Here is a 26,066-nt window from a genome sequence, read left to right as displayed (position 1 = left end):
GCTTTTCTTTTGGGTCAAAGCATAACGAAGGAGTTTTGCGTGTTAGGCAGAAGAGTTGTGGTTACAGGTCTGGGCATGGTTACGCCATTGGGCAACACCGTCGCCAGTACATGGGAAGGTATCTTGGCAGCTAAAAGTGGCATCGCCACCATTGAACACTTTGATGCCACACCGTTCACCACACAATTTGCCGGCAATATTCGCGGTTTGGATATTGAGCAATACATGCCATTAAAAGATGCGCGCAAGATGGATGCGTTTATCCAATACGGTTTAGTCGCCAGCATGCAAGCCGTGGAAGACAGCGGTTTTGTGGTGACGGAAGAAAATGCCGATCGTTGCGGTTCTGCTATTGGTTCCGGCATCGGCGGCATTGGTGCGATTGAAGAAAACCGCGACTTGATTAACACCAAAGGGCCGCGCCGCATTTCACCGTTTTTTGTGCCGGGCAGCATCATCAATATGGTCGCTGGTAATTTGGCAATTAAATACGGTTTACGCGGTCCGAACATTGCCGTCACAACAGCGTGCACAACGGGTACGCATAACATCGGTTTGGCTGCACGCATGATTGCACTGGGCGAGGCCGACATGATGGTCGCCGGTGGCGCAGAAATGGCTTGCACACCTGTGGGTTTGGGTGGCTTTGCTGCCGCGCGCGCATTGTCCACTCGCAATGATGCGCCTACCACAGCGAGCCGCCCTTGGGATAAAGACCGCGACGGTTTTGTTCTGGCAGACGGCGCAGGCATCGTGGTGTTGGAAGAATACGAAAGTGCCAAGGGGCGCGGTGCAAAAATTTATGCCGAATTGTGCGGTTTTGGCATGAGTGATGACGCCTATCACATGACTTCGCCACCAGAAGATGGCAACGGCGCGGCACGCTCAATGATGAATGCCTTGCGCGATGCAAAAATTAATGCAGCTGATTTGCAATACATCAACGCGCACGGTACCTCCACGCCAGCGGGCGATATTGCTGAATGTCGCGCAGTGAAAAGTGTGATGGGTAATGCGGCTGCACAAGTGGCGGTGAGCTCCACCAAATCCATGACCGGACATTTATTGGGCGCAGCCGGCGCGATTGAGGCCATTTTTTCTGTATTGGCAATTCGCGATCAAGTCGCACCACCCACCATCAATTTGGACAACCCAGATGAAGGTTGCGATTTGAATTTTGTGCCACATCAACCACAGGCCATGAATATTCGCTACACCATGTCCAACTCGTTTGGTTTTGGTGGCACCAACGGCACTTTGCTGTTCGGAAAAGTCTGACGCAGGCGGCGGTAAGCTCAGATGCACGCTGCCGCTGCCATTCCAAACGCCTGGGAGCGAGCCGTCTCTTATGGCGATGGTTTTTTTGAAACGATACTTGTCATTGACGGTGCTGCGCCTTTGTGGGCGTTTCATCGTGCGCGTTTAACTGAAGCGGCAAAACGACTCAACATCAACTGCAATATTGCCGCGATAGAAAAAGATTTTTTTGCCTGCGCCATGAAGCACAGCAACTCGGTGATAAAAATAGTCATTGCGCGCGCAGGTGGTCAGCGCGGCTATCGTGCGCAAACGGCAACGAATGTCACGGTAAGCATCAAAGCTTATTCCGCTCCACAATTTTCTAAACAGCGTTTAACACAAGGCGTGGGTTTGCAGTCGTGCCAGCAACGCTTATCAAGTAACCCAGCCTTGGCGGGTATCAAACATCTGAATCGCCTGGAGCAAGTGCTGGCCGCCAACGAGCGCGATGAGCGGCTGTATCAAGAAGGTTTAATGCTGGATGAAAGCGGCAGTGTGATCGAAGGTATCAGCAGTAATGTTTTTATTTTGCACGATAAAACATTGCTTACGCCTAGCCTAAATCATTGTGGTGTAGCTGGTGTGATGCGCGCAGCGGTGATGCAGCAATTTTCTGCACAAATGGCACTACCAGTACAAGAAATGCGTTTGACACTGAACGATTGTTTGGCCGCCGATGCGATGTTTATCTGCAACAGCGTCATCGGTATTGTTCCTGTGCGAGCTATTGGTGTCAGTAAAATTAAAATGAATCTCAAAATGACTGAACAATTCTGGCAGCAACTGTCTGTGTTGGGTTACACGAGGCTTTATGTCTAAGTTTACGGCTCGCTATGTTATCCAAACACTGGTTTTTGCCGTCATCCTGACGCTGTTGTACGGCGTATGGGAGGTTAATGGAACTCTGTATCGACCGATAAAACTTGCCACGCCGACACAAACAGTTCTGGTCGGGCAGGGTGAAACGCTGACCAGTATTGTGAACCGCTTGGCAGAAGAAGGGGTGGTGCGGCATCCGCGCTGGCTGTTGGCGTATGCACGCTGGAAAAATCAAACGCATATTCGTGCGGGTGAATACGAATTGCAGCAGGGAGTTACCGGAGAGACTCTGTTACAGATATTGGCGTCAGGAAAAGTTATCCAGTATCAAATTACTTTTGTAGAAGGCAATACTTTTGCTGATGCACTAAAACAACTGTCCGAACAAAAAAAGCTGATTGATGATCTAACGAATCTCAGTGATGAGGCTCACAAGACGCTGTTAGGATTTACGCGCCAGCAGGCAGAAGGCTGGTTATTTCCTGATACTTATAGCTATGTCAGTGGTATGAAAGTTTCCGATGTGCTGCGTGTTGCACACAACCGCATGAATTCCATTTTGGATGAAGAGTGGAAAAATCGTGCGTCAGACTTGCCATATAAAACGCCGTACGAAGCACTGATCATGGCCAGTATTGTGGAAAAAGAAACCGGTGTAGCTGATGAAAGAAAACAGATTGCCGGTGTTTTCGTGCGGCGCATGAAAAAAGGCATGAAATTACAGACAGATCCGACTGTTATTTATGGCTTGGGGAAAAACTTTAATGGCGACTTAAAACGCAGCCAACTCAAAGAGTACTCGCCGTGGAATACTTATGTGATAGACGGCCTGCCTCCCACGCCAATAGCCATGCCTGGGCGCGCCTCCATCCATGCAGCGCTGCATCCCACCGACAGCGGTGCATTATTTTTTGTGGCGCGTGGTAATGGCACGCACACTTTTTCAGAAACATTGGAGCAGCATCAGAATGCCATCAATGAATTTCAGCTGCGCCGCAACGACAATTATCAATCTGCACCGCCGCTACCAGCGTCGAACGAAGTGCCTGCCGTGAACAAGGAAGCAGCGCCATGACATTATTAGGAAAGTTCATCACTATTGAAGGCGGCGAAGGCGTTGGAAAATCAACCAACATCGCTTGCGTGGAAAGTTTTTTGCAAGCACAAGCAATTTCCTATGTTAAAACGCGCGAACCGGGTGGCACACCGCTGGCAGAAGAAATTCGCAGTCTGTTATTAGCGCCGCGTGATGAGAAAGTCTGCGAAAAAACAGAATTATTGTTGATGTTCGCTGCCAGAGCGCAGCATTTGCAACAAGTGATACTGCCTGCATTGCAACGCGGCGAGTGGGTGATTTGTGATCGCTTTACCGATGCCACTTATGCCTATCAAGGCGGCGGTCGCAAGCTGTCATTGGATACAATTGCCACCTTAGAAACCGTCGTGCAGGGCGGTTTGCAGCCGGATTTAACGCTTTTACTAGATGTGGATGTCGGCACAGGGTTGGCGCGTTTAGGTAATCGTGAACAGATTGATCGTTTTGAACGCGAGCAGCAGGATTTTTTTGAAGCCGTTCGCGCCATGTACCATCAGCGCGCAAAACAATTTCCCGAACGCTTTCGCATTGTTGATGCCGGACAGTCGTTGGAAGTCGTGCAAAAAAATATTATCCATTATTTGCAGCAATTTATTGCGAGTAGCGCAGCGTGACTAACGCAAACAATTTGCCGGTTTTAGCGCCACTGCCATGGCAGGCTGACTTGTGGTCGTCACTTATTGAGCGACACACACAAAATCGTTTACCGCACGCGTTGTTATTACATGGTGTAGCAGGTATCGGAAAAGGGCGTTTGGCGCGCTTATTGGCTGCGTCTTTACTGTGTGAAACGCCTAAGCAGAACCTACCGTGTGGTGGCTGCCATGCCTGTCAGATGGTTGTAGCAGGTTCACATCCGGATTTTTTTCTGGCAGATGCAAGTTACGGCACCGCCGTTAACGATGAAGATGACGATAAAAAAAGTCGCAAGGCTAAAAAGAGCGTTGCGCCCAGTCGTCAAATAAAAATTGATTGTATTCGTGATTTAATTCACTTCAGTACACAATCAGCGCATCAAGGTGGTAAACGCATTGCTCTGATTGAACCTGCAGAATGGCTCAACCACAATGCAGCCAATGCACTGTTGAAAACTCTAGAAGAGCCGGGCGCAGATACGCACATCATTCTCATCTCGCATCAGCCATCGCGTTTATTGCCCACACTGCGCAGCCGCTGTCAGGCTTTATTTTGTCCGACACCTGATCACGAGCAGTCTTTGCAATGGCTGGAACTGCAAGGGATCAGTGCAGAGCGCGCCAACACAACGCTGGCATTTACTGCACTAGCGCCGTTAAAAGCGCTAGCGGCGGCAAACGACAACCAGGACACACTACACAAAGAAGTTATTACTGCTTTGCAGGCTTGTCGTCAGAATAAAATGGATTATTTGACCACAGCAGAAACGCTGGCAAAACACGACACACTGTTGGTGTTGGATTGGTGGTTGTCGTTAGTGCATCAGCAAGCCAGCGCACAAGCGCTAGCATCGACGCTAATTTTTTACGACGCATTATTGGCTGCACGCCGCAAAGCATTGAGCACGGCCAACCCCAATGCGCGCATGTTATTTGAATCGCTATTAATTGCATGGATTGCACCGCACTCAAAAATAGGTGGAACATGAAAAGACCGGTATGGCTGTTTAGTATGGACAGCGAAAGATTCTCCGCAGCGCCGATGACCACCGGTGGCCTCAAAGCCTGTTTTCAAAAATACGGAAAAACAGCAGGAGAAACAGAGATTGAACTCGTGCATTTTTTGGTGCGCGAAAATATTGAGCCATGGTTTCAAGGACAATGGTTGACGCAATGTTTAGCTACCGCCAATGCTGCGCTCGCAGTAGGGTTGCAGCCAATAGTTGGCTTTAGCGTGTACACATGGAATGCGGCTGAGTTTATTGATTTGATCAAACGCATTCGTCAGAGCTGTCCTGGCATTTGGATCATCCTTGGCGGCCCGCATGTGCAACAAGTGGAAGATTATTTATTGATCGACCCTGTCGATGCAATTGCGATGGGTGAGGGTGAATTTACTTTTGTCGAATGGCTAGACAAAGCCCATTTAGAAAACTGGCGCAGCATTGATGGCTTGGCTTTTGTGGAAGAAGGCGCGATTGTCAAAAATCCTGCGCGCGCACGCACCACGGACTTATCGGTATTTCCATCGGCCTTAGAAGTTATTCCTTTAACCGATGATGAAGGAAAACCCTTATATGAATCTGTAGCGTATGAAACCAGTCGCGGCTGCCCATTTAAGTGTTCTTTTTGTGAGTGGGGCACGGGTATGCTCGGCACAAAAATTTATCAGTTCCCGTTGGAACGCACGCGCAGCGATTGGGAGAAGATCGTCAATGCTGGAATTGCTAATATTTGGTTGGCTGATTCCAACTTTGGCGCGCTGAAAGAAGATATTGAAAAAACGCGCATCGCCTGCGAGCTGAAAACAAAAACTGGCTTGCCATCAACATTTGCCACTTCGTGGTCCAAAAAACACAACCCGCGTGTACAAGAAATAGTGCTGATGCTAAATCAGCACGGTTTATTGCCACACTATCAATTGGCACTACAAACGCTCACGCCGTTAGCGCTGGAATTGTCCAACCGTAAAAACATGGCCGCCAATGAATACGAGCCAATCGCCAAAGCGATGGCAGAAGCAGGTGTGCCGATTGCGGCAGAACTAATTTGGGGCTTGCCCGGCGATAACTTGGCTGACTTCGAACGCAATCTCGATAAACTGATCGCCACCTTTCCGAATGTAAATATTTTTACTTACAACTTGCTGCCCGGCACTGAGTTTTATGAAAAGCGTTTTGAATATCAAATTGAAACCGTGCCGGTGGCGGGTTATGGTCGCGCGAAAGGTGAATATGTCATCGGCTGCCACACTTTTAGCGTAGAAGAAGGCTTAGAAGGCTATTTCTTGATTGCCGCACATATGGTGTTGGTACACGGCACTTTGTTGCCATTTACCATTCGCTATTTAGCCTTGGAAGCGAGTATTCCTGCATCGCCTTTGCTGCGTGCGATTCTGAAAAAATTGCTAGAACATTACGGTCACATCATCACCTCGTCGCCTGTCAATGAAATGACTGTGCACGATAAGCTGCAAATCTATGAAAACCGTGCCGAACTGTATGTGGCGCTGTTTGATGATATCGACAATAGCTTCCATATCATCAGTGCAGCGATTCATGAATGGCTGGATGCCCACGATGCAGAACCGGCTTTGCACAAACGCGTTGATGTAATGTTGGCACTAGATAAAGCACTGTGTCCCCGTAAAGGCAATCCGTCTACAGAAGTGCACCATTTTGCTGCCGATGCCCCGTCGATTATTCGTGCCTTAGAAGCGATGGATCTACCTACTGTCGATGATTTTATGGCTAATAGTTCGTTGCGCGTGGCGTATCCGGGCGGTGTCGGTACAGTGCTAAAAGATCCCGATGGTGGCAGCTGGATACGCGGCGATTGGTCAGTGGCTACCGAAGTGACCAGGGAGATGGCTGCTGAATCGGTGGTAAACCTTTTTCTCGGCTGATTAGCTATTGCTAGTCACAACAAGCACCAGCACAATGGCCTGAGGCTAGATCATACCAACAACAGGTGACACACCACATGCAAAACACGATCCTTTTGGTGGAAGACAACGCGGACGATGAGATTTTGGCACTGCGTGCGCTGCGTAGTTGCGAGTATGTACAGGAAGTAGTGGTGGTTCGTGATGGCGCAGAAGCCTTGGACTACCTGTTCGGCGGCGGCCAATACAGTGAGCGCGACACCCGCGAGCAGCCACGCCTGATCTTACTGGATATGAAACTCCCCAAGCTTAATGGCTTGGATGTGCTGCGCCGTGTTCGACAGGATCCGCGCACACGCTACCACCCTGTGGTGTTGATGACATCTTCGCGCCAAGAAACCGACATCATTGCCGGCTACAGCTTGGGTGCGAACAGCTATGTACAAAAGCCCGTTAACTTTGATGAGTTTGCTGAAGTTATTCATGATTTAGCGAAATACTGGATACAAGTTAACCGCACACCCAATTTATCCATTAATAGCAACTGATCTGAACACAAAGAGTTTGAGACTGTATGTATCTGAATGTTCTGATAATCGACGACAGCGAAGACGATACGCTTCTGCTTGTTCGCGAATTGAATAAAAACGGCTATGTGCTGCAATTTGAGCGTGTTGATAGCCTTGCTGCTTTAGAAAAGCACTGGAACAACATCATTGGCAATTAGTTATTGCCGATCACACACTGCCTGGTTTTAACTCTACCGATGTTTTGGATAGGGTAAAAAATCCGGCTTGGATGTTCCAATCATTATTGTTTCCGGCACGATTGATGAAGTTGTCGCCGTGAATGCCATGAAAAGTGGCGCAAATGACTACATAATGAAAGATCGCTTGGCGCGTTTAATTCCTGCCATTGAGCGCGAACTGCGCGATGTGGAAACACGCAAGGCGCGCAATCAAGCAGAACAAGCGTTATCACATATTGCCTATCACGATTCGCTCACCAATTTGGCAAACCGTTCGTTATTGAATGACCGCTTAGAGCAGGGCTTGGTGCGTGCACGCCGAGACAATACTTTGTTGGCACTACTGTTTGTTGATTTGGATCGTTTCAAAATTATTAATGACACCTTTGGACATGTCACTGGTGACATGTTGTTGCAAAGTGCTGCCGATAGAATTCGAAAAGCCACTCGCCGACAAGATTTGATCGCTCGTTACGGCAGTGATGAGTTTGTCATCCTGATGGAAAACTTAGAGTCAAGAAATGAAGCTGCTGCCGTGGCGCAAAACATTATCGAATCCCTGTTAAAGCCATTTAACATCAACCGCCACGAAATGTATGTCGGCTCCAGTATCGGCATTGTGTTTTCTCGCGACTGCGATGGGCGTGGTGAAATGTTGATTCGTAAAGCCGATGCCGCAATGAGTCGCGCCAAAAGTTTAGGTCGCAACAAATATCAGTTTTATGTGGCTGAGTTGGGCGATGAGTCCGAGTCGCGCAACCAACTGGAACAAAACTTATACCAAGCACTCGCGCGTGCAGAATTTGAATTGTTTTATCAGCCACAGGTGCATGTTGAAACCGGTTTGCTACGGGGGGCAGAGGCCTTAATTCGTTGGCGGCATCCCACTTTAGGCTTAGTGCCACCCGCGCAATTTATTGACCTGCTAGAAGAAACCGGCTTGGTGTTACCTGTGGGTGAATGGGTAATGAAAACTGCCGCACAGCAGTGGTCAGATTGGCTGCAGAGCGGGCTAATTTCTGAACGCCATGTCATTTCCGTCAATATCTCCTCCTATCAATTCCGCGGTGCGGATTTAGTTTTCTCTGTTGGCAATATTTTGGCTGAGACGGGATTGCCAGCACATATGCTGGATCTGGAGCTCACTGAGGGAACGCTGATGGAGGACACGCTGTTGAGTCAGCAAATCCTGCAAACGCTGAAAGAAATGGGTGTGAATTTATCCATTGATGATTTCGGTACGGGTTATTCTTCTTTGAGTTACCTGAAGAAATTTCCTATCGATTATTTAAAAATCGACCAGTCGTTTGTGCGCGATCTCATCAACAACGAAGATGATGCGGTTATCGCCTCTGCAATTATTGGCTTGTCGCACAACCTGCACATGAAGGTGATTGCGGAAGGCGTAGAAAGTCACGAAATATTGCAGTTCCTTGCTGGAAGAAAGTGCGATATTTATCAGGGCTACCATTTTTCTAAGCCGGTCCCCACTAGCGCGTTTTCAGACATTTTGCACGCTGAACAAAAACAAATCCAAGCAATGGGTTGATTTCTTATTGTTTGTGATAGGCAATCAAGGTCGCCGTCATAGCCACATTGAGTGATTCGATGCCATTCGCCATAGGAATGCTGATCGCTATGTGTGGCAGGGTGCGAATATCTTTTGATACGCCGTCCGTTTCATTGCCTAAAACGAAAATACAAGATTGATTTGTTTGGTGTGCAAATAAAGTTTGCTTGGCATCCGCAGCCATCAAACAAATCTGCATGCCATTACTGGCTAGTTTTTTCAGTGTGTTGGGTAAATTGTCACACACATAAATGGGCGTACGAAAAAAAGTGCCTGCGCTGGCTTTAATCACCAGTGAATCTAAACGCGCGCAACCTTGTTTGGGAATAATCACGCCGTCTACGCCGCCTGCTGCAGCTGAGCGCAAAATCATGCCTACATTTTGTGGATTGGTGATTTGATCCAGTGCTAAAAAACGCATACGCGCCGAGGGTAGAGGTTCATTGCAGAGTTTATCGATGTTTTGCAAATTGGGCATGCGAATATCCAGCGCAACGCCCTGATCTTGCTTGCCGTTGCGTGAAATACGCGACAGCGCCAAGCGTGTATGAAAAGCCTGTGGCACTTGTCGGTTATCCGCCAGCTTCAGAATGTCATCCAGCGAACCACCACTGCGGTTGGATTCTGCCAAATGCAATTTATACGGTTGGATGGCAGGATTTTGCAGCGCCTCCAACACGGGCTGGCGACCGTACAGCGTAAATAAATCGCGGGGGAGGGAGGTTTTGCCAGAATGGTTCATGCCTGCGTGCTCAACTATCAGTGTGGTTTGTGCATTCGCAGTATAAAATGGCGCGATCCCATTCTGTTGTTATCACGGCGAGTTTTTCATGAGCGAAAAGTTTGATGTCATTTTTATCGGCGCTGGCCCTGGTGGGTATGTCGGCGCTATTCGTGCGGCACAGCTGGGCTTAAAAACTGCCTGCGTGGAACGCATGAAAGGCAAAGACGGCAAATCCACTTTGGGCGGCACTTGCCTCAATGTCGGCTGTATTCCTTCAAAAGCACTGTTAGACAGCTCGTGGAAATACCACGAAGCCTGTGAATCTTTAGCCGTGCACGGCATTCAAACCGGCACTGTGTCCATTGATGTGCATGCAATGCAGCAGCGCAAAGACGGTATCGTTAAACAACTCACTACCGGTATTGCGCAATTATTCAAAGCCAATGGTGTTACGCATATCAAAGGTTCAGCAAAACTGTTGGCAAATAAAACTGTGGCAGTAACCACGGAAGCTGGTGAAGAAGTTTTTTATCAAGCCGACAACATTGTGTTGGCAGCCGGTTCATCACCCGTTGAAATTTCTGCTGCAAAAACAGACGGCAATTTGATTATCGACAGCACCGGCGCTCTGGATTTAAGCGCAGCACCTAAACGCCTTGGCATTATCGGTGCGGGTGTGATTGGTTTGGAATTGGGCAGCGTGTGGAAACGCTTGGGCAGTGAAGTCGTGCTGTTGGAAGCGCTGGATAATTTTTTGCCGAGCATGGATCAGTTCATTGCTAAAGAAGTGAAGAAAACACTAGGCAGACAGAGTTTGGATATTCGCCTCGGTGCACGCGTCACGGCAACAGAAATTGCGGATGAGAGCGTTAAAGTTTCTTATCAAGATAAAGAAGGCAATGCGCAGCAAGAAATATTTGATCGCGTGATCGTTTGCGTCGGTCGTCGTCCCAACACGGAAAACTTACTTGCTGATGGCTGCGGCGTGGCCTTGGACGAACGCGGCCGTATTGTAGTGGATGCGCATTGCGCAACGGCTGTATCCGGTGTGTGGGCGATTGGTGATTTGGTGCGCGGCGCAATGTTGGCGCACAAAGCCTCGGAAGAGGGCGTGATGGTGGCGGAGCGCATTGCCGGTCATAAAGCCGAAATGAATTACGCCTTGATTCCCAGCGTGATTTACACACACCCAGAGGTAGCCGCAGTGGGGCAGACGGAAGAGCAGGTGAGGGCAGAGGGCAGAGATTGCAAAGTGGGTCTGTTCCCGTTTGCAGCTTCCGGTCGCGCTCTGGCAGCTAACGACACCACGGGCTTGGTGAAATTGATTGCGGATGCCGAAACCGATCGCGTGCTCGGCTGCCACATCGTCGGCGCAAGTGCGGCAGATCTGGCGCAGCAAGTGGCCATCGCCATGGAGTTTGGCGCCACGGCGGAAGACCTGAGCCAGATGGTGTTTGGGCATCCCACACTGTCTGAAGCGGTGCATGAGGCGGCACTGGCGGCGAATGGGCGTGCCATTCACATCGCCAACAAGAAAAAACGCGACAAATAGCCGCCAATTTGCCCGTTTAGCGGTTGGGCTGCGGGCTGTCTGCGTGTAAAATTCGCGCGCGTTATTTTCGGGTGGTGGCTGTTTGTTTGGCTCACCAATTCACCTAAAAGCCGGCATTGCCGGATTCACAGAGAGCGGTAAAACATGAACCTTCATGAGTATCAGGGCAAATTATTGTTTGCTCAGTACGGCTTGCCCGTATCCAAAGGCCACGCGGTCAGTTCTGCGGAAGAAGCTGTGAAAGCAGCAGAAACCATCGGCGGCAGTGAGTGGGTGGTTAAGGCACAGGTACACGCTGGCGGTCGCGGTAAAGCGGGCGGCGTTAAGCTGGTGAAAACCAAGGAAGAAATCAAAGCTTTTGTGGATCAGTGGTTGGGCAAGCGTCTGGTGACTTATCAAACAGATGAAAACGGTCAGCCGGTTAGCAAAATTCTCGTTGAAGCCTGCACCGATATTGATAAAGAACTGTATCTCGGCGCGGTGGTCGATCGCTCAACGCGTCGCATCGTGTTCATGGCCTCTACTGAAGGCGGTGTGGAAATTGAAAAAGTGGCGCACGAAACGCCAGAAAAAATTCTGAAAGCAACGGTTGATCCTTTGACAGGCGCACAGCCTTATCAAGGCCGCGAACTGGCCTTCAAACTCGGTTTGCAAGGCGATCAAATCAAACAATTCACCAATATTTTTCTGGGTTTGGCAAAACTGTTCCAAGAAAAAGATTTGGCGCTGATTGAAGTCAACCCGCTGGTCATTAAAAAAGATGGCAACTTGCATTGCTTGGATGCCAAGTTGGGTGTTGATGGCAACGCGCTATACCGCCACAAAGATCTGCAAGCAATGCACGATCCTTCACAAGATGATCCACGCGAAGCACACGCAGCTGCTTGGGAACTGAACTATGTTGCCCTCGACGGCAATATCGGCTGCATGGTAAACGGCGCTGGTTTGGCGATGGGCACCATGGACATCGTGAACCACCACGGTGGCAAACCAGCAAACTTCCTCGATGTAGGCGGCGGTGCAACCAAAGAACGCGTCACAGAAGCTTTCAAAATTATTTTGTCAGATGCGAATGTTAAAGCGGTATTCGTTAACATTTTTGGCGGCATTGTGCGTTGCGACATGATCGCAGAGGGCATCATCGGCGCGGTGAAAGAAGTGGGCGTTAAAGTGCCTGTAGTGGTGCGTTTGGAAGGTAACAACGCAGACCTCGGTGCGAAAAAATTGGCTGAATCTGGCCTGAATATTATTGCTGCAAATGATTTGACTGAAGCAGCGAAAAAAGTCGTAGCTGCAGCCGGAGGTGCCAAGTAATGAGCATTTTGATCAATAAAGACACCAAAGTAATTTGCCAAGGCTTCACTGGTTCGCAAGGCACGCTGCACTCAGAACAAGCGATTGCTTACGGCACAAAAATGGTAGGCGGCGTAACGCCAGGTAAGGGCGGCACACAACATCTCGGCCTGCCTGTGTTCAACACCGTTGCTGAAGCCGTTGCAGCCACTGGTGCGACAGCTTCTGTGATTTATGTACCAGCAGCTTTTTGCAAAGACTCCATTTTGGAAGCGGCAAACAACGGTATTCAGTTGATTGTTTGCATCACCGAGGGCGTGCCAACACTGGACATGCTGGAGTGCAAAATCGCTTGCGATAATTTGGGCGTGCGTTTAATCGGCCCTAACTGCCCAGGTGTTATTACACCGGGTGAGTGCAAAATCGGCATCATGCCTGGTCATATTCACTTGCCGGGTAAAGTTGGCATTGTGTCGCGCTCAGGCACTTTGACTTACGAAGCAGTGAAGCAAACTACAGATGCCGGTTTTGGTCAGTCTACTTGTGTGGGTATCGGCGGCGACCCAATCCCAGGCAGCAGCTTCATCGATATCTTGCGTTTGTTCCAAGACGATCCAAAAACCGAAGCGATTGTAATGATCGGCGAAATCGGCGGCTCGGCTGAAGAAGAAGCAGCAGCTTTCATCAAAGCCAATGTCACTAAGCCTGTGGTGTCTTACATTGCCGGTGTCACGGCACCTAAAGGCAAGCGTATGGGGCACGCTGGTGCAATTATTTCTGGCGGCAAAGGCACAGCCGACGAGAAATTCGCAGCATTGGAAGATGCAGGCGTAAAAACTGTGCGCAGCTTGGCAGAAATTGCCAACGGCTTGCGCGCCATAACCAACTGGAAATAAGCGTTGGTTAAGCAGCTCGAAAAAAGGCAGCGCAAGCTGCCTTTTTTTTGTATTCTCGCCAGATGAAAAAAGGTTTCCTACTAAGTTTTGCATCTCTTGTGTTGCTGCTGTCTGCTGCAGAGGCTAGTTTTTTCTTCTGGTTTCCGCGTGTATTTCCTACTAATTTTGCAATGTGGATGACAGATGAAGCCTTGCATCCATTACTGCAGGCATCTAAAAAAAATATTTTTCCCAGCCACTATATTGCTTTGTTTGGCGACTCCTATGCAGCAGGAATGGGAGATTGGGCTACCGAGGCGATGAACAAGCCTATGGCACGCTATAGCAGCGCAGATTTGCTGCACGAAGCAACGGGGATGGATGTTGTCAGTTTCGGTTCCGCTGGTGCAGGCAGTGTGCGAGGAATTGTCACGGAACCCGTTACGCAGCTGACCTATCTGAGAAAATATATCAACGTGCAATTGGAATCGCCGGAATGGGTATTGATTTATTTTTATGAAGGTAATGATCTCTACGACAACGCAGCGTATTTTCACTACAGTTTTCCAAAGTTATTTGATATTGATAAACAATTTAACGAGAAAACCTACCAGCAATATTTAAAAGAATTTGCTATTGAACGCGATGAAACTATACGTATCGCTGTAGCAAATGACAGATTAAAACATTGGCCTTTATTAGACCAACTCAATCAACTGTTTCGTTTATTAATGGGGTTGCCGCAGCGTTCGATCGTTGAAAAAGATACTGCCTTTGACCCACCTTGGATATTTGGCGGCGCAAGCACGAAGTCACCAGGCGTTATCAATAAAGCCCTAGTGGATAAAAAGACAGTACAGCTGCCGGATGCGTTGCAGGGGCCAGCCTTGGCGCTAACTGAAATGGAATGGAAACAGGCTTGGTACGCTTTTGATCAGTCTCTGCAATACGCTCGTAAAGCACTACCCAATAGTCAGATGGTGCTGGTTTATATTCCTTCAGTTTTGTCCATTTATGATTTGCAGTCACGGGAAGTGTCAGTACAAACCTACGAACGCAGAGCGACGGTTTTTCCTGCGCAACAGATGGTTACGCAATCAACCCTGATGCGATCCACATTTCAAACGCTGGCTGCAAAACATCAAATTCCTGTTATTGATACTACTGATGCATTGCGAATGGTCGGCAAACAAGAATTGCAGCATGGCCCCAATGATTGGAATCATTTAAATGAAACAGGCTATCGAACTTTAAGTAACGCGATACTTCAACAGCTTGAACCTTTGCTTGCTAGAATGTCCAAACAGGCAGTTGTGATCAAACAACCGCCAAAGTCCTGAAACCAGCGCTTGGCGCAACACTCTCTAAAGTACACAAACTACGCATAATCTATATTATGTTAAATTTTAACCCATGTTAGATAATGCAGATTCACCTCGACAAAGGTACCCACAATGAACCGCGTCAGCCGTACAGTCGCCTTCTCCCGGTTGTTGAAATACAGTCAAGCAGCTTTAACACAAAGCATGCTAGTCGTTGCTTTGTCGATGGGCTCACAGGCTTACGCAGCGGCAACGCCAGTAAAAGCAGCTTGGGTTGAAGACGACTTGCAGCAGTCTCTAACCAAAGAGATTGTTGAAATGATGCAGACGCAGCATTTTAGAAAGATGCCGCTGGACAACGCATTGTCCTCGTTATTGCTCGATAACTACCTGAAGGTATTGGATCCCAACCGTATGATATTTCTGCAAAGCGATATCAATGAGTTCAACACCCAATACCGCAATACTCTTGATGATGATTTAGATTCAGGCAAATTGGTCGGTGCTGAAGCTATTTACCAGCGCTACTACGACCGTTTCTCCAGCCGTTTGCTCTGGGCCGCACAACAAATTGAGCCATTGGTTAAAAATGAGAAATTTTCTGGTGAAGAAGTAATACAAACGGATAGAAAGAAAAGTTCTTGGCCGGCAGATCTAGCAGCTGCCGATGTGTTGTGGGGAGAATATCTCAAGAACGATATCCTCAATTTACGCTTAGCCGATAAGCCAACTGACAATATTGGCACCACCCTACTCCGTCGTTACAAACTGCAATTGGAGCGTCTAAATCGTCAAACGGCGATGGCGAATTATGAAATATTTATTAATGCATACACAGAATTGTACGACCCACATACCAATTACATGTCACCTAAAACCACAGAAGATTTTGATATTTCAATGGCTCTGTCTTTAGAGGGCATTGGCGCTGTGCTTGAAAAAGAAGACGAAAATACAAAAGTGTCTCGCCTCGTTACAGGCGGACCTGCTGATAAAGAAGGAGAACTAAAAGCAGGTGATCAAATTACAGGAATTGCTCAGGGACAAAAAGGAGAAGAATGGGAAGATGTCATTGGTTGGCCACTGGATGAAGTTGTCGATCTTATTCGGGGTAAAGCAGATACCTGGGTGAGACTACAAATTAAACGCAATGGTCAAATCCTAGCTAAACCCATAACGATTCGTCGTGAAAAAGTAAAGCTGGAAGATCAAGCGGCCAGCCAAAAAGTTATTGAGATTCCCAACGGAAATGCAGAACCTAAAAGTAAAATTGGCATTATTACAATTCCTGCTTTTTACTTAGATTTCGATGCTTTGCGTCGAGGTGATGCTGATGCAAAAAGTACAACACGCGATGTGGCAAAGATACTCAATGAATTACTTGCTCAAAATATCGATGGCATCGTGATTGATCTGCGTAACAATGGCGGAGGTTCTTTATTAGAAGCAACGCAGTTGACAGATTTATTTATTGATCAAGGACCAGTCGTGCAAATTCTATCGGCTGACAATCATGTTGACAGAAGAAATCGTGCTGTCGGCACCATTAATTACAACGGCCCGCTCGTCGTTCTAGTTAATCATCTCAGCGCATCTGCTTCAGAAATTTTTGCAGGTGCCATTCAAGATTACCAACGAGGCTTGATTGTTGGTGACCAAACCTTTGGCAAAGGAACAGTACAAACGCTAGTTCCTATGAAGGAAGGAAAACTAAAAATTACCGAAGCAAAGTTCTATCGCGTCTCTGGCGATAGCACGCAGCATCGTGGGGTGGTGCCTGATATCAACTTCCCTGCCCTGCTGCCATACAGCGAAGTTGGAGAATCTGCCTTGGAGCGTGCCTTGCCTTGGGATCAAATTCAACCGGCGCCGCATTATCGCTTTTCAGATATCCCTGCATACATTCCTGAAATCCAAAACAATCATGAGCGGCGCGTGCTAGATAGTGTTGAGTACAAATTATTGCTGGATAGGCGTGAATGGGCTGACGCTTTGCGTGAACGAAAGACACTTCCCTTAAATTTTGCAAAGCGCGAGCAGTTAAAAGCGACTGATGATAAGCAACTAATTGATTTTGCAAACATTTTGCGAACAGCCAAAGGTGAAAAGCCGATTAAAACCATTTTAGAAGTGGACGAGGAAGCGCAGAAACGGCGCGAAGCAAAAAATCCCCAAGATGATTTCTTGCTAATGGAAAGTGCCAATATTCTGAACGACTGGATTGGTTTGCAGAAAAAGAATCGACAACTCAGCGTTGCATCAGGTTCAACGCCTTAGGATTGTTTGTCGTTAGCGCTAAAACTCCAGTGCAGCGGGCAACGATCAGACCTGCCGGCAACAAACTGTGCGGGAATATCAACCCTGCGCAGTTTTTTCCCGCAGGCTTCACCTTTGGCCGCTGAAAACTCACAGCACACAGGATTGTTGTAGTGTGTCAGCCAGCCGCGATAATCCACCTCAGATACTTTGCAGATATTCGCTGCGTAGGCCATGGGGTTTTCAAGATAAGTGCCAATATCCTCAAGATCAATGGCAATATTGCCTGCACCTAAGTGGTAAGCCATAAAGGTTACCTTGTTGTCGCGTAGGCGCGTTATAAACTGCTCCCCTGCCTCTTTAATGAGCTTGGCGTGTTCATTGTGCAACGCATTAATTTCATCACTGAGTACAGATTGCTGCTCCTTGTTGTAGGAAATTTCAATGTCTTTTGCATCAATCTGCGCCTCTAATTCCTTCACGATTCCCTGAATACGCAGCTGCAGCTCGGATTCAAAATTAGCTTTTAGCAGGTCGATTTGATGCCCTTCCACCTGTTTGGTTTCTGCCAGCTGCACATGAAAGGATTCGCGCAATGTATCAACCATTTGTTGTTGATCTTGTAACTGCCTACGCAGCGCTTCAGTGGCTTGCCGCTCATTCTCACTAACTTCCTGCATTAGCAAAAATTGTGATTGCATTTGTCGCAATTCATCGCTGTGCAACTGCGCTGTTTCACGCAAAGCATCAGCTGCTTTATTTTTTTCTGCAATCAACTGCAACTGGTATTGACGCTCCAAGTCATTCAGTTGCTCAGAATTATCCATAGCAACTTTTTTTCGAATGTACTGAATCAATGAATGCGCTAAGGATTTATCAGCATCACTGATATCATTGTTTCCCATCCCCGTGCCAGCGACTAGCGCATCACTATTTAATACGGGTATCTCAAAAGGCAATCGATTTGAGTCGTGAATTTCATCAATATCAAAAGACAACTCTTTAAAGCCTAGTCTGTTCTGCTTAATGAGATCTCGCAGCACAATAAAAATATTGGGCTGCTGATTCATATCAGGATCCCAAAGATTTTGCACATGCCAATCCACAGGACATTGGCTGCGACAACAAAGCCGTATTGGCCCTGCCCCCAAATCTGGCCCCAGCTCTGCTTGTTCAATCAACTCTTGTAGCGGGATATTCCATTTGTTGTCGGCATTGCCGGTGCTGTCAAAATGCAGCATGAAAAAAATGGCAGAAATAATTTTTAGCTGTCCATTGATACCTACGCACACAGCCTGTACATCTTTCTCGGCATAACCTGGAATGGGAACAAAATTATCGAGAATAGCTTCGAATTCGGTGAATAACATTTCACGATCAACGCGCCCGTCGACAAAGAAAATAACGGATTGGTACTCCCCGCTGGTATAACCTGAAAACATACAATTTCCCTTGAGCGCCCTTGTATAATGACTGCCAATCTTCAGTGAAAGAAATGTACAGCCATGAAATCGGTCGAACTGTTATCCCCCGCTGGCTCCATCAGAAACATGCAGTACGCCTTTGCCTACGGTGCCGATGCAGTTTACGCGGGTCAACCTCGCTATAGCCTACGGGTAAGAAACAATGAATTCAACCAGTTAGATAAAATGGCTGAAGCCATTTCTATGGCTCACGCGCAAGGCAAGCGCTTCTTTGTCGCCAGCAATCTCGCACCGCACAATGACAAAATCCGCTCCTACTTGCGCGACATGGAGCCTGTTATCGCCATGCAGCCCGATGCTTTGATTATGTCTGACCCAGGCTTGATTATGATGGTGCGCGATAAATGGCCAGATATGCCCATCCATCTTTCAGTGCAGGCCAATGCCGTGAATTGGGCCGCAGTGAAATTCTGGGAACGACAAGGCTTGCAACGCGTGATTTTGTCGCGCGAATTGTCATTGGACGAAGTGGAAGAAATTCGCCAACGATGCCCTGATATCGAGTTGGAAGTTTTCGTGCACGGCGCACTGTGTATCGCCTACTCCGGTCGCTGTTTGCTGTCGGGCTATATGACACACCGCGACGGCAACCAAGGTGCCTGCACCAACTCTTGTCGCTGGAAGTACGACACGCACGAAGCTACGGAAACTGCTGAAGGTGATATTGTCGCCACCAATCCTGACATTCAAAAACAGATAGCAGAATCAAGCAAAAATTTAGCTTCCTCATTTCAAGCTGTTGGCGAAGTTGGCAGTTGGGATCCTTCCGTCAGCCCGACAGACAGCGTGAGTAGAGGTAAGTTATTAAATATCGAAGACCGCGTATTTCTTTTGCAAGAAGAAAACCGTCCGGGTGAATACATGCCTGCCTACGAAGATGAGCACGGCACTTACATCATGAACTCCAAAGATTTGCGCGCAATTCAGCATGTCAAACGCTTAATTGATATTGGCGTGGATTCTCTCAAAATTGAAGGCAGAACCAAATCTCATTTTTATGCCGCGAGAACAGCACAGGTTTACCGTGAAGCGATAGACGATGCCTTGGCTGGCCGTGAATTTAATATGGGCTTGATGGATAAGTTAGAAAGTTTGGCCAGCCGTGGCTATACCGAAGGTTTTTACCGCCGCCATCTTCCTAAGGAATATCAAAATTACGAAAACGGATTTTCAATTTCGACTAAACAGCAGTTTGTCGGTGAAGTTATCGGCAAAGATGAAGTCACGCACGAATGGATTATTGACACCAAAAACAAATTCTCTGTCGGCGATGATATTGAGCTGATGCTGCCACAAGGCAATCAGGTCTTTCGTTTATCATCCATGAAAAACAAGCACGGAGAATCTGTCGATGTTGCGCCAGGTTCTGGCCATCAAGTCAGAATCCCAATGTCTGATGATTGTGCTCCTGATTTTGGCTTGCTGATGAAAGCGATTTAAGCGAATCAAAATATATGTCACTTCAGAATGCGCAGTACATTAACTTTGGAACATTTCGCAAAGATGGACGCTGCGTTGAGACGCCAGTTTGGTTTGCGCAAGTTGACTCTGTTTTATACGCCTTTACCAATAACCAATCTGGCAAAGTAAAACGGTTGCGCAACAGCTCGCAATGCCGCATTGCTCCTTGCACATTTAGCGGCAGTGTCACGGGTAGTTGGCAAAATGCTACCGCTATACTCCTAAACTCTAAAGAAACAATTAAGATTGCTCATGCTGCACTGCGAAAAAAATATGGCTGGCAAATGTTGGCCTTAGATTGCGGCTCTACCCTAGGTGGGAAAATCAAACATCGCAGTTATATCGAAATTCATTTAGCGGAGAACAGCAATGATTGAGCGCACGCCCCTGCGAATATTCATTGCTTTATTTCTCTTTCTTTTATTACCTTTAACTGCAAACGCCAGCACTTGCTCGGCTGATTCACATTGTGTGCGCGTAGGAACATGGAACATCGCATGGTTGGGCGGTGAAAAACGCGATCAAGCCTCTGACAGCAAATCCATTCAAGCCATGGCCGACATGATTGCTCGGCAGTGGTCAATTGATTTAATTGCGTTACAAGAAATCAATACGCAGCTGGATGGCGAGTATCGCGGCGACAGCTTTACAACGCGTCCTTGGCGCGAGTTGCGTTCTGCATTGGAAAAATACGGCTACAACACTGCATCGGGTAACAGCGGTCAAGGACAACGCATAGTCTTGGCTTGGCGAAAACCAGTGCAATTGGATAAATCGGTTGCAGAGCTTAATGTTCCTGACAGCTACCAAGTTAATGAGTGGTGTCGCTCTTCTAATTTGCGCCGCCCATTGGCGGGGAAATATCACGCTGGAAAGTTTGATTTTTGGTTTGTGGCCCTGCATCTAAAGTCAGGCTTTGGTAATCGCGGGCATTGCTCGGATGATGTGCGAAGCCAACAGTCCTATTACCTTGCCGGTCAGTTAAAAAAACTGGAATCGTCTGATCAAGATATTCTCGTTGTTGGGGATTTTAATACTGCCGGCAGCAATAAAAGTCTGAATGCTCTTTTAATATTGGCTTAGAAACCACTACTGATAAAAATGATCGTAGCGCAGATAGCTACAACAGATCACAAGGAAAAGGCAAGTCTGGAAAAATGTTAGACCACATCATGTTAAAAAGAAGTGACACCGGCGAATGGATAAAAAAATCCACCGTAATCTACAAACCACAAAACTTAGAAACTTTTACGCGGCAGTTTTCGGATCACTTTCCTGTATGGGCTGATTTTGATACAAGCAAAGATGATGACTGATAATTGGCGATTACCTTGTCCATTACTACGCCACCGTCAAACTTTGCATCTAACGCCGCAATAAACGCATAAACACCAGCTAATTTTCTGGCAACCAACATGAAATCCACACCTGGAAAAGAAAAATTTTTGCTGAATGCAGATTGCAAAGCCTTTTTTCCCATCCTCTCTGGCAAGCGTGCGTCGGCCCACCTGTAGTTTCCTTTTGCATCCAGTGCGTAAGATGGAATATCCCCCCCCTGCTCCAACCTGCGCTTATAGTTAAGCGGCTCAATAAGCCCCATCAATACCTCACAGAAATCGGATTGGACATCATTAGGTGTATCTTCAGAGATAAACCCCGCCTCCTGCAGTGCAGCACACAACAATTCTTTATCATCGGCGTATGCGGCAAGTAGCATTTTGTGCAATGGCTGTAAAAGCTGATCAGAAATTATTCGCACAGAACCAAAATCCAACAAAACAATGGCATCTATCTCGCCAGCTTGGCGGGCAAGTCGGATACGATAATTTCCCGCATGAGGATCCGTTTGCATTTCGCCCCACAGCAGAATTTCAGTCAACAACAGTTCTAGCATGTTGGCAGCTAGTTGATTGCGCCTCTCCTGCGTTAGGCCTGCTATCGCAATGTCATTTTGAGAGACCCCTTCTTCAAAACTCATCGCTAACACAGATGACGAGGAATACCTTTCGTACACATCAGGCACAACAAAGCGCCGATCATCTTTAAGTCGTTTTCTCCAGCGACAGATTTTATCGCTCTCAATCTGCAGGTCGACTTCTTCAAGCAAAATTGAAAAGATAGCGTTTAAGCGCTGCGTCATCTCATTTCGCTGCTGTTTTTTAGCAAGCAAGACTAAGGCAGCTTTTAAGGTTTTAAAATCTGATGCCAGTGTTTCTTGTATTTGCGGGTACAACACTTTCAAACAAATTTCTTGCTTGCTCAATTTGATCGTCGCACGATGAACTTGCGATAAAGACGCAGCAGCCAAGGCCTTCTGTGAAATATCCAGTTCAGTCGTGTCGGCACCCAATGTTTCATTGATCACTGAAAAGATAACAGCCCAATCCAGCGCTTCGGTATTTGCCTCTAAACTATGTAGAGCCGACGCTAATGGTTTTGGCAGACAATAATCACCATAGGTGGTTAATATTTGCCCGAGCTTTACCACACCGCCCTTTAGTTGACCAACTTCTTGCACCCACTGCTGTGCTTGTTGTGCTGCAATCTCGTCTCGTGCTGCTGTGCGTTTATCTGGTTCCGCAATAGACCAAGTGCCAGCGTGTGCCGCTGCCCAACTCCACCCTGCCTTAATTCCCGCATTGGCAAGATGAAACTGTCGAGATAACGAACCGCTGCGTATTCGCTTCACTCGTGGTTGCCAAAAATCTGGTTGTAATACTTACCGCAAAAATCCTGAAACTCTTTTTTGCTGCTACCAAGGTATGGGGAGATAAGTGACAGTATTTGAAATACTCCTTTATTGATGATGATCTCTTCGTTTTGTTTTTCATCACACAAGATGGAATATGCGATCCAATATGTTGCCGTCATAACAACATTACTGACGAGGATATCGATATCCTTTTTATCCATGACAAGAATATTGGCGTCGTGCAAAGAAGCAATAACAGTTTTAGCCGTTTGATATTTCAGATTTAACAAGCGCCGAAATTTCTTCCCCAGCACTGGGTATCTGAATAAAAGATCATTTACATTGTGATAGATGAAGCGATATTGATAGATTTCTTCAAAAATCACATGCAAGTAATACCAGCTATCCTCAACCTTCAATTCCTTCTTGATAGGCGCATGAAGGATCTCAGTAAATCCTTCTTCAAAGCGAGAAAACAGCAGGTCAATAATGACCTCTTTCCCCTTGAAGTGGTAATAGAGATTCCCTGGGCTAATTTCGAGTTCGTTGGCTATATCGACGGTGGTGACATTCGGTTCACCCTCTTCATTAAACAGCAGAAGGCTGGCCTGCAGAATTTTCTCACGCGTTTTCATGGCTACCCTATTGCTTCTCGTTAACTCAGGTGACTAATATCGAAAATCCATAAAAAAAAAGCAAGGCTCCGAGACGGAAACCTTGCCAAAAGTGGATCAGACAAACAGGAAGGGTTGTCTGTCCAGGGCTAGAAAAGAAAACTTACTTGGCTTTTGCTGCAGCTGCTTTTGGTTTTGCAACAGCCATGCTGTCCAACAATGCATCCAACTTGTCTGACAAAGCGTCAACCTTTGCATTAACTTCATCAATTTTTGCGTTGTCAGCGCCAGCGAAGTTCAGAGAGCTCATGTTAACGCTGCTACGAACTTTGTTAATGCGATCTTCGATTGTTGCAGTTGTTTTGTTTTTAGCATTTGAAAGCTTGGCTTGGCTTTCGCTATCCAACTTACGACCGAGCTCAACCAAGTCATCAAATACTTTGCTGGTTTCTTTGCTTACTTTGCCATATTGGGTTACAGCTTCATCAAAAGCTTTGCCGTATGCGCCCAAGCCTGCCAACCAAATGCTTTTTGCCACTTCACTGGCTTTGTCAGCAATGTTTGCATCCTTAGCGTCTTTCAGAATTTTCTTGGACATAAATATCTCCGTTTGTCTGTGGGTTACTGTTTTGACCGGAGGCTAAATCAGTGAGCCATTCCTAAATCAGGCCTGCATCCTAGAGGTAAAAAATAGAATAAACATACTAAGTTTCACTTTTTTGAAGCTCATTCACCATGCACCAAATAAGACCGTTCGAGTATACTGAAACTGCGTCAATGAGTACCTAACCATGCCCAAAAAGAAAATTGCAGCCAACTTACAACCTCCAGCTTCACCTTCACGCTTGCTGACCACGCAGGAAGTCATGCGTCATTTGCATGAGGAGCATAAATACATTTCTCGGTTGCTCTATGTACTGCAAGAACAGCTTGAATTGATTGAAGCAGGCGAAATGCCGGACTTAACTGTGATGCATGACACAGCTAGTTATATGCAGGATCACGCAGACCATTCGCACCATGCCAAAGAAGACATTATCTATCGCAAATTATCTGAGTGTGGGGATGAGCAGAAAGCAGCAGCAGTTACGCTGTTAATGGATCACGAGACTATCAGTAAAAAATCTGAAGCACTGGTTCGAAGTATCAATGAAGCGCAGCTTGAGCTTTCAAAAGACAATCAGAAAATGCTCCACTTACGCTGTGAAGACTACATTGCGAGCATGAGGAAACACATGGACTACGAGGAGAGCCAGGTCTTTCCTTTGGTGTTGGAATCTCTCTCTGCAGAAGATTGGGCTGACATCATCCAAGACATCCAGCCTGACGCAGACCCTCTATTCGGTAGCACCATAGAACAGCGCTATGTACATTTGCTCGAGGCTGTCAATCGCGTCATGGAGCGTGCCGCAGAGGATGTCGCCATGGCCGAGTTAGTCGGCTTAGGAGCCGCCATGGAAAATTTTGGGGTTTTTTCTCGCTTCGGCAACGCCATGGCAAAGACCATCTCTCTGCATTTCAAACAAGCCTACGCCGGTAATATGGCTGCTTGCCGCAAGCTATGGCAAGCGCGTTCAACCAATATTGGAGATTACGGTAGCGTTACCGTGGACTGTCTACTTAATAACTACGACGCCTGTGTAGATACCCTAAAAGACATTGGGCAGTTATTACGCAGTGCCCGCACACAAATTGCCGAACCGTATACAGCTAGACTTCGGATCTACCATGAAATGACTCGTCCACCCGCTCCTTCCGTCCGCAAGCGAAAGAACACGCCAACCGTGGAGAAATAGCATGATTCACACAATATGTAGTATTCTCTCAAGGTTTGATGCACTAAATGTTAAAAATAGAAAACCTTACCTACACCATTACTGAGTAAGATGTAGAACCTATGGCTGAACCAATGCACAAAATGACGCTCGCAAGCGCCTTGATGGAACTGAGAGCTCCCGTAGAAGCACTTTCCCTTTTCCCAACGCTCCCCTTATTACGCAAGCTTGCCCCGCGTGGTAATGGGCAACCTGTATTAATACTCCCTGGTTTTCTTGCGACGGATAACAGCACCTACATCATGCGCCGCTATTTAAAACGGCAAGGTTTCAATGCGTACGGCTGGGATTTGGGAAGAAATTCAGGTTTGCGCAATAGCACCTATCAAAAACTGGAACAGCGCGTTATCGAAATGTACGGTCAGCACCAGGAAAAAATTAGCCTGATCGGTTGGAGTATGGGTGGTATTTACGCACGCATTCTTGCGCATCGCCTGCCAGACTATGTGCGCCAAGTCATTACTCTTGGGTCCCCTTTTAATCTGGCGCAGCCAAAAACGACTAGCGAAGTAGGTGAAGTTTCCAGCTCCTTACTGAAAATTTATGAGCGATTAAACCCCAATGCTAGCCAAGATGAATTATTCACTGGCGTGCCCATCTGGGAATCGCCCCCACCGGTTCCTTCAACTTCGATCTACAGCGAAAGTGATGGCATTGCTGCATGGCGCTGCTGTGTGGACCAAACCGACAACTCCACCGAAAATTTACGCGTCATTGGCAGCCACACGGGCATGACACACAACCCAATGATTTATTACGCAGTCTCAGAACGATTATCGCAAGCAGATAACCAATGGCGACCATTCGACTCTCATTGGGCGCATCGCTATTTGTTTTTACGCGCTTTTAATAACAAAGCAACCCCTAATGCAGCGCAATCAAACAACGCGTCTACCACCTAAGTAGG

General features: G+C 47.2%; 24 protein-coding genes. 19 read left to right on the top strand and 5 right to left on the bottom strand.

The genetic code is table 11. From position 1 onward, the window contains the following. Positions 1-39 precede the first annotated feature (39 nt). From fabF to IPK30_11390, 9 genes are all read left to right on the top strand, one after another. On the top strand, positions 40-1,278 hold the full coding sequence (fabF, locus tag IPK30_11430; protein MBK8103847.1) for a beta-ketoacyl-ACP synthase II: 1,239 nt from the start codon (positions 40-42) through the stop codon (positions 1,276-1,278). A 21-nt stretch (positions 1,279-1,299) separates the two neighbouring features. Beyond that, positions 1,300-2,118 carry an aminodeoxychorismate lyase gene (gene pabC / locus IPK30_11425; protein ID MBK8103846.1) on the top strand — a complete coding sequence of 273 codons (819 nt, stop codon included), beginning with the start codon at positions 1,300-1,302 and terminating at the stop codon, positions 2,116-2,118. Next, on the top strand, positions 2,111-3,193 hold the full coding sequence (mltG, locus tag IPK30_11420; protein ID MBK8103845.1) for an endolytic transglycosylase MltG: 1,083 nt from the start codon (positions 2,111-2,113) through the stop codon (positions 3,191-3,193). Before pabC ends, mltG begins: the two co-directional genes overlap by 8 nt. Beyond that, on the top strand, positions 3,190-3,828 hold the full coding sequence (locus IPK30_11415; GenBank protein ID MBK8103844.1) for a dTMP kinase: 639 nt from the start codon (positions 3,190-3,192) through the stop codon (positions 3,826-3,828). The genes mltG and IPK30_11415 overlap by 4 nt, the downstream gene beginning before the upstream one ends. Further along, the gene (gene holB / locus IPK30_11410) at positions 3,825-4,838 is read left to right on the top strand and encodes a DNA polymerase III subunit delta' (protein MBK8103843.1); all 1,014 of its coding nucleotides are present in this window, start codon (positions 3,825-3,827) and stop codon (positions 4,836-4,838) included. The genes IPK30_11415 and holB overlap by 4 nt, the downstream gene beginning before the upstream one ends. Beyond that, positions 4,835-6,754 carry a radical SAM protein gene (locus IPK30_11405; GenBank protein ID MBK8103842.1) on the top strand — a complete coding sequence of 640 codons (1,920 nt, stop codon included), beginning with the start codon at positions 4,835-4,837 and terminating at the stop codon, positions 6,752-6,754. Before holB ends, IPK30_11405 begins: the two co-directional genes overlap by 4 nt. Before the next feature lie 77 nt (positions 6,755-6,831). Next, on the top strand, positions 6,832-7,281 hold the full coding sequence (locus IPK30_11400; GenBank protein ID MBK8103841.1) for a response regulator: 450 nt from the start codon (positions 6,832-6,834) through the stop codon (positions 7,279-7,281). A gap of 26 nt (positions 7,282-7,307) precedes the next feature. After that, positions 7,308-7,460, top strand: coding sequence for a hypothetical protein (locus IPK30_11395; protein ID MBK8103840.1), 153 nt, complete (start codon positions 7,308-7,310; stop codon positions 7,458-7,460). Positions 7,461-7,527: 67 nt separating this feature from the next. Further along, complete coding sequence (locus IPK30_11390; protein ID MBK8103839.1) at positions 7,528-9,030, top strand: EAL domain-containing protein; 1,503 nt, start codon at positions 7,528-7,530, stop codon at positions 9,028-9,030. 4 nt (positions 9,031-9,034) lie between these two features. Here the strand turns inward: IPK30_11390 and IPK30_11385 are convergent, their stop codons facing one another. After that, positions 9,035-9,793, bottom strand: a complete 759-nt coding sequence (locus IPK30_11385; protein ID MBK8103838.1) for an RNA methyltransferase — start codon at positions 9,791-9,793, stop codon at positions 9,035-9,037. An 88-nt stretch (positions 9,794-9,881) separates the two neighbouring features. Here IPK30_11385 and lpdA point away from each other — a divergent pair, with 88 nt between their 5' ends. The 5 genes from lpdA (at position 9,882) to IPK30_11360 (ending at position 17,094) form a co-directional block, all read left to right on the top strand. After that, on the top strand, positions 9,882-11,327 hold the full coding sequence (gene lpdA, locus IPK30_11380) for a dihydrolipoyl dehydrogenase (GenBank protein MBK8103837.1): 1,446 nt from the start codon (positions 9,882-9,884) through the stop codon (positions 11,325-11,327). Between the two features lie 144 nt (positions 11,328-11,471). Further along, positions 11,472-12,641 (top strand): ADP-forming succinate--CoA ligase subunit beta, encoded by a 1,170-nt coding sequence (gene sucC / locus IPK30_11375; GenBank protein MBK8103836.1) that lies wholly within the window; start codon positions 11,472-11,474, stop codon positions 12,639-12,641. Then, a complete protein-coding gene (gene sucD, locus IPK30_11370; protein MBK8103835.1) occupies positions 12,641-13,516 on the top strand; it encodes a succinate--CoA ligase subunit alpha in 876 nt (291 codons plus the stop codon). Before sucC ends, sucD begins: the two co-directional genes overlap by 1 nt. 62 nt (positions 13,517-13,578) lie before the next feature. Further along, complete coding sequence (locus tag IPK30_11365) at positions 13,579-14,835, top strand: SGNH/GDSL hydrolase family protein (GenBank protein ID MBK8103834.1); 1,257 nt, start codon at positions 13,579-13,581, stop codon at positions 14,833-14,835. A gap of 114 nt (positions 14,836-14,949) precedes the next feature. Continuing rightward, positions 14,950-17,094 (top strand): carboxy terminal-processing peptidase, encoded by a 2,145-nt coding sequence (locus IPK30_11360; GenBank protein MBK8103833.1) that lies wholly within the window; start codon positions 14,950-14,952, stop codon positions 17,092-17,094. Here IPK30_11360 and IPK30_11355 read toward each other — a convergent pair. Beyond that, positions 17,091-18,515, bottom strand: a complete 1,425-nt coding sequence (locus tag IPK30_11355; GenBank protein MBK8103832.1) for a hypothetical protein — start codon at positions 18,513-18,515, stop codon at positions 17,091-17,093. The genes IPK30_11360 and IPK30_11355 overlap by 4 nt on opposite strands. A gap of 63 nt (positions 18,516-18,578) precedes the next feature. Between IPK30_11355 and IPK30_11350 the strand changes: the two genes are divergently transcribed. The 3 genes from IPK30_11350 to IPK30_11340 are packed head-to-tail and all read left to right on the top strand — an operon-like array spanning position 18,579 to position 21,101. Continuing rightward, positions 18,579-19,997 (top strand): tRNA 5-hydroxyuridine modification protein YegQ, encoded by a 1,419-nt coding sequence (locus IPK30_11350; GenBank protein MBK8103831.1) that lies wholly within the window; start codon positions 18,579-18,581, stop codon positions 19,995-19,997. 14 nt (positions 19,998-20,011) lie between these two features. After that, entirely contained in the window at positions 20,012-20,395 is a 384-nt protein-coding gene (locus IPK30_11345; protein MBK8103830.1) for a PPOX class F420-dependent oxidoreductase, read from the top strand. Then, a complete protein-coding gene (locus IPK30_11340) occupies positions 20,388-21,101 on the top strand; it encodes an endonuclease/exonuclease/phosphatase family protein (protein ID MBK8103829.1) in 714 nt (237 codons plus the stop codon). The genes IPK30_11345 and IPK30_11340 overlap by 8 nt, the downstream gene beginning before the upstream one ends. A gap of 184 nt (positions 21,102-21,285) precedes the next feature. On the opposite strand, the gene IPK30_11335 is transcribed toward IPK30_11340, so the two are convergent. From IPK30_11335 to IPK30_11325, 3 genes are all read right to left on the bottom strand, one after another. After that, complete coding sequence (locus tag IPK30_11335; protein ID MBK8103828.1) at positions 21,286-22,707, bottom strand: hypothetical protein; 1,422 nt, start codon at positions 22,705-22,707, stop codon at positions 21,286-21,288. Continuing rightward, positions 22,704-23,345 (bottom strand): TetR/AcrR family transcriptional regulator, encoded by a 642-nt coding sequence (locus tag IPK30_11330; GenBank protein ID MBK8103827.1) that lies wholly within the window; start codon positions 23,343-23,345, stop codon positions 22,704-22,706. The genes IPK30_11335 and IPK30_11330 overlap by 4 nt, the downstream gene beginning before the upstream one ends. A gap of 142 nt (positions 23,346-23,487) precedes the next feature. Next, a complete protein-coding gene (locus tag IPK30_11325; protein ID MBK8103826.1) occupies positions 23,488-23,922 on the bottom strand; it encodes a phasin family protein in 435 nt (144 codons plus the stop codon). A gap of 193 nt (positions 23,923-24,115) precedes the next feature. Between IPK30_11325 and IPK30_11320 the strand changes: the two genes are divergently transcribed. Then, positions 24,116-25,120: a hemerythrin domain-containing protein gene (locus IPK30_11320; protein ID MBK8103825.1), complete on the top strand. Its 1,005-nt coding sequence runs from the start codon at positions 24,116-24,118 to the stop codon at positions 25,118-25,120. 122 nt (positions 25,121-25,242) lie between these two features. Beyond that, positions 25,243-26,061, top strand: a complete 819-nt coding sequence (locus IPK30_11315; GenBank protein MBK8103824.1) for an alpha/beta fold hydrolase — start codon at positions 25,243-25,245, stop codon at positions 26,059-26,061. Positions 26,062-26,066 lie beyond the last annotated feature (5 nt).

The organism is Cellvibrionales bacterium (genome assembly GCA_016713115.1).
Classification (GTDB): Bacteria; Pseudomonadota; Gammaproteobacteria; order Pseudomonadales; family UBA7239; genus UBA7239.
This window is presented reverse-complemented; position numbering and strand designations above follow the sequence as displayed.

Coding starts and splice junctions, on each gene's coding strand:
- pabC (MBK8103846.1), top strand. CDS start 1,300: ATGCACGCTGCCGCTGCCATTCCAAACGCCTGGGAGCGAGCCGTCTCT.
- mltG (MBK8103845.1), top strand. CDS start 2,111: ATGTCTAAGTTTACGGCTCGCTATGTTATCCAAACACTGGTTTTTGCC.
- IPK30_11415 (MBK8103844.1), top strand. CDS start 3,190: ATGACATTATTAGGAAAGTTCATCACTATTGAAGGCGGCGAAGGCGTT.
- IPK30_11405 (MBK8103842.1), top strand. CDS start 4,835: ATGAAAAGACCGGTATGGCTGTTTAGTATGGACAGCGAAAGATTCTCC.
- IPK30_11400 (MBK8103841.1), top strand. CDS start 6,832: ATGCAAAACACGATCCTTTTGGTGGAAGACAACGCGGACGATGAGATT.
- IPK30_11395 (MBK8103840.1), top strand. CDS start 7,308: ATGTATCTGAATGTTCTGATAATCGACGACAGCGAAGACGATACGCTT.
- IPK30_11385 (MBK8103838.1), bottom strand. CDS start 9,793: ATGAACCATTCTGGCAAAACCTCCCTCCCCCGCGATTTATTTACGCTG.
- lpdA (MBK8103837.1), top strand. CDS start 9,882: ATGAGCGAAAAGTTTGATGTCATTTTTATCGGCGCTGGCCCTGGTGGG.
- sucC (MBK8103836.1), top strand. CDS start 11,472: ATGAACCTTCATGAGTATCAGGGCAAATTATTGTTTGCTCAGTACGGC.
- sucD (MBK8103835.1), top strand. CDS start 12,641: ATGAGCATTTTGATCAATAAAGACACCAAAGTAATTTGCCAAGGCTTC.
- IPK30_11365 (MBK8103834.1), top strand. CDS start 13,579: ATGAAAAAAGGTTTCCTACTAAGTTTTGCATCTCTTGTGTTGCTGCTG.
- IPK30_11360 (MBK8103833.1), top strand. CDS start 14,950: ATGAACCGCGTCAGCCGTACAGTCGCCTTCTCCCGGTTGTTGAAATAC.
- IPK30_11355 (MBK8103832.1), bottom strand. CDS start 18,515: ATGTTTTCAGGTTATACCAGCGGGGAGTACCAATCCGTTATTTTCTTT.
- IPK30_11350 (MBK8103831.1), top strand. CDS start 18,579: ATGAAATCGGTCGAACTGTTATCCCCCGCTGGCTCCATCAGAAACATG.
- IPK30_11345 (MBK8103830.1), top strand. CDS start 20,012: ATGTCACTTCAGAATGCGCAGTACATTAACTTTGGAACATTTCGCAAA.
- IPK30_11340 (MBK8103829.1), top strand. CDS start 20,388: ATGATTGAGCGCACGCCCCTGCGAATATTCATTGCTTTATTTCTCTTT.
- IPK30_11330 (MBK8103827.1), bottom strand. CDS start 23,345: ATGAAAACGCGTGAGAAAATTCTGCAGGCCAGCCTTCTGCTGTTTAAT.
- IPK30_11325 (MBK8103826.1), bottom strand. CDS start 23,922: ATGTCCAAGAAAATTCTGAAAGACGCTAAGGATGCAAACATTGCTGAC.
- IPK30_11320 (MBK8103825.1), top strand. CDS start 24,116: ATGCCCAAAAAGAAAATTGCAGCCAACTTACAACCTCCAGCTTCACCT.
- IPK30_11315 (MBK8103824.1), top strand. CDS start 25,243: ATGACGCTCGCAAGCGCCTTGATGGAACTGAGAGCTCCCGTAGAAGCA.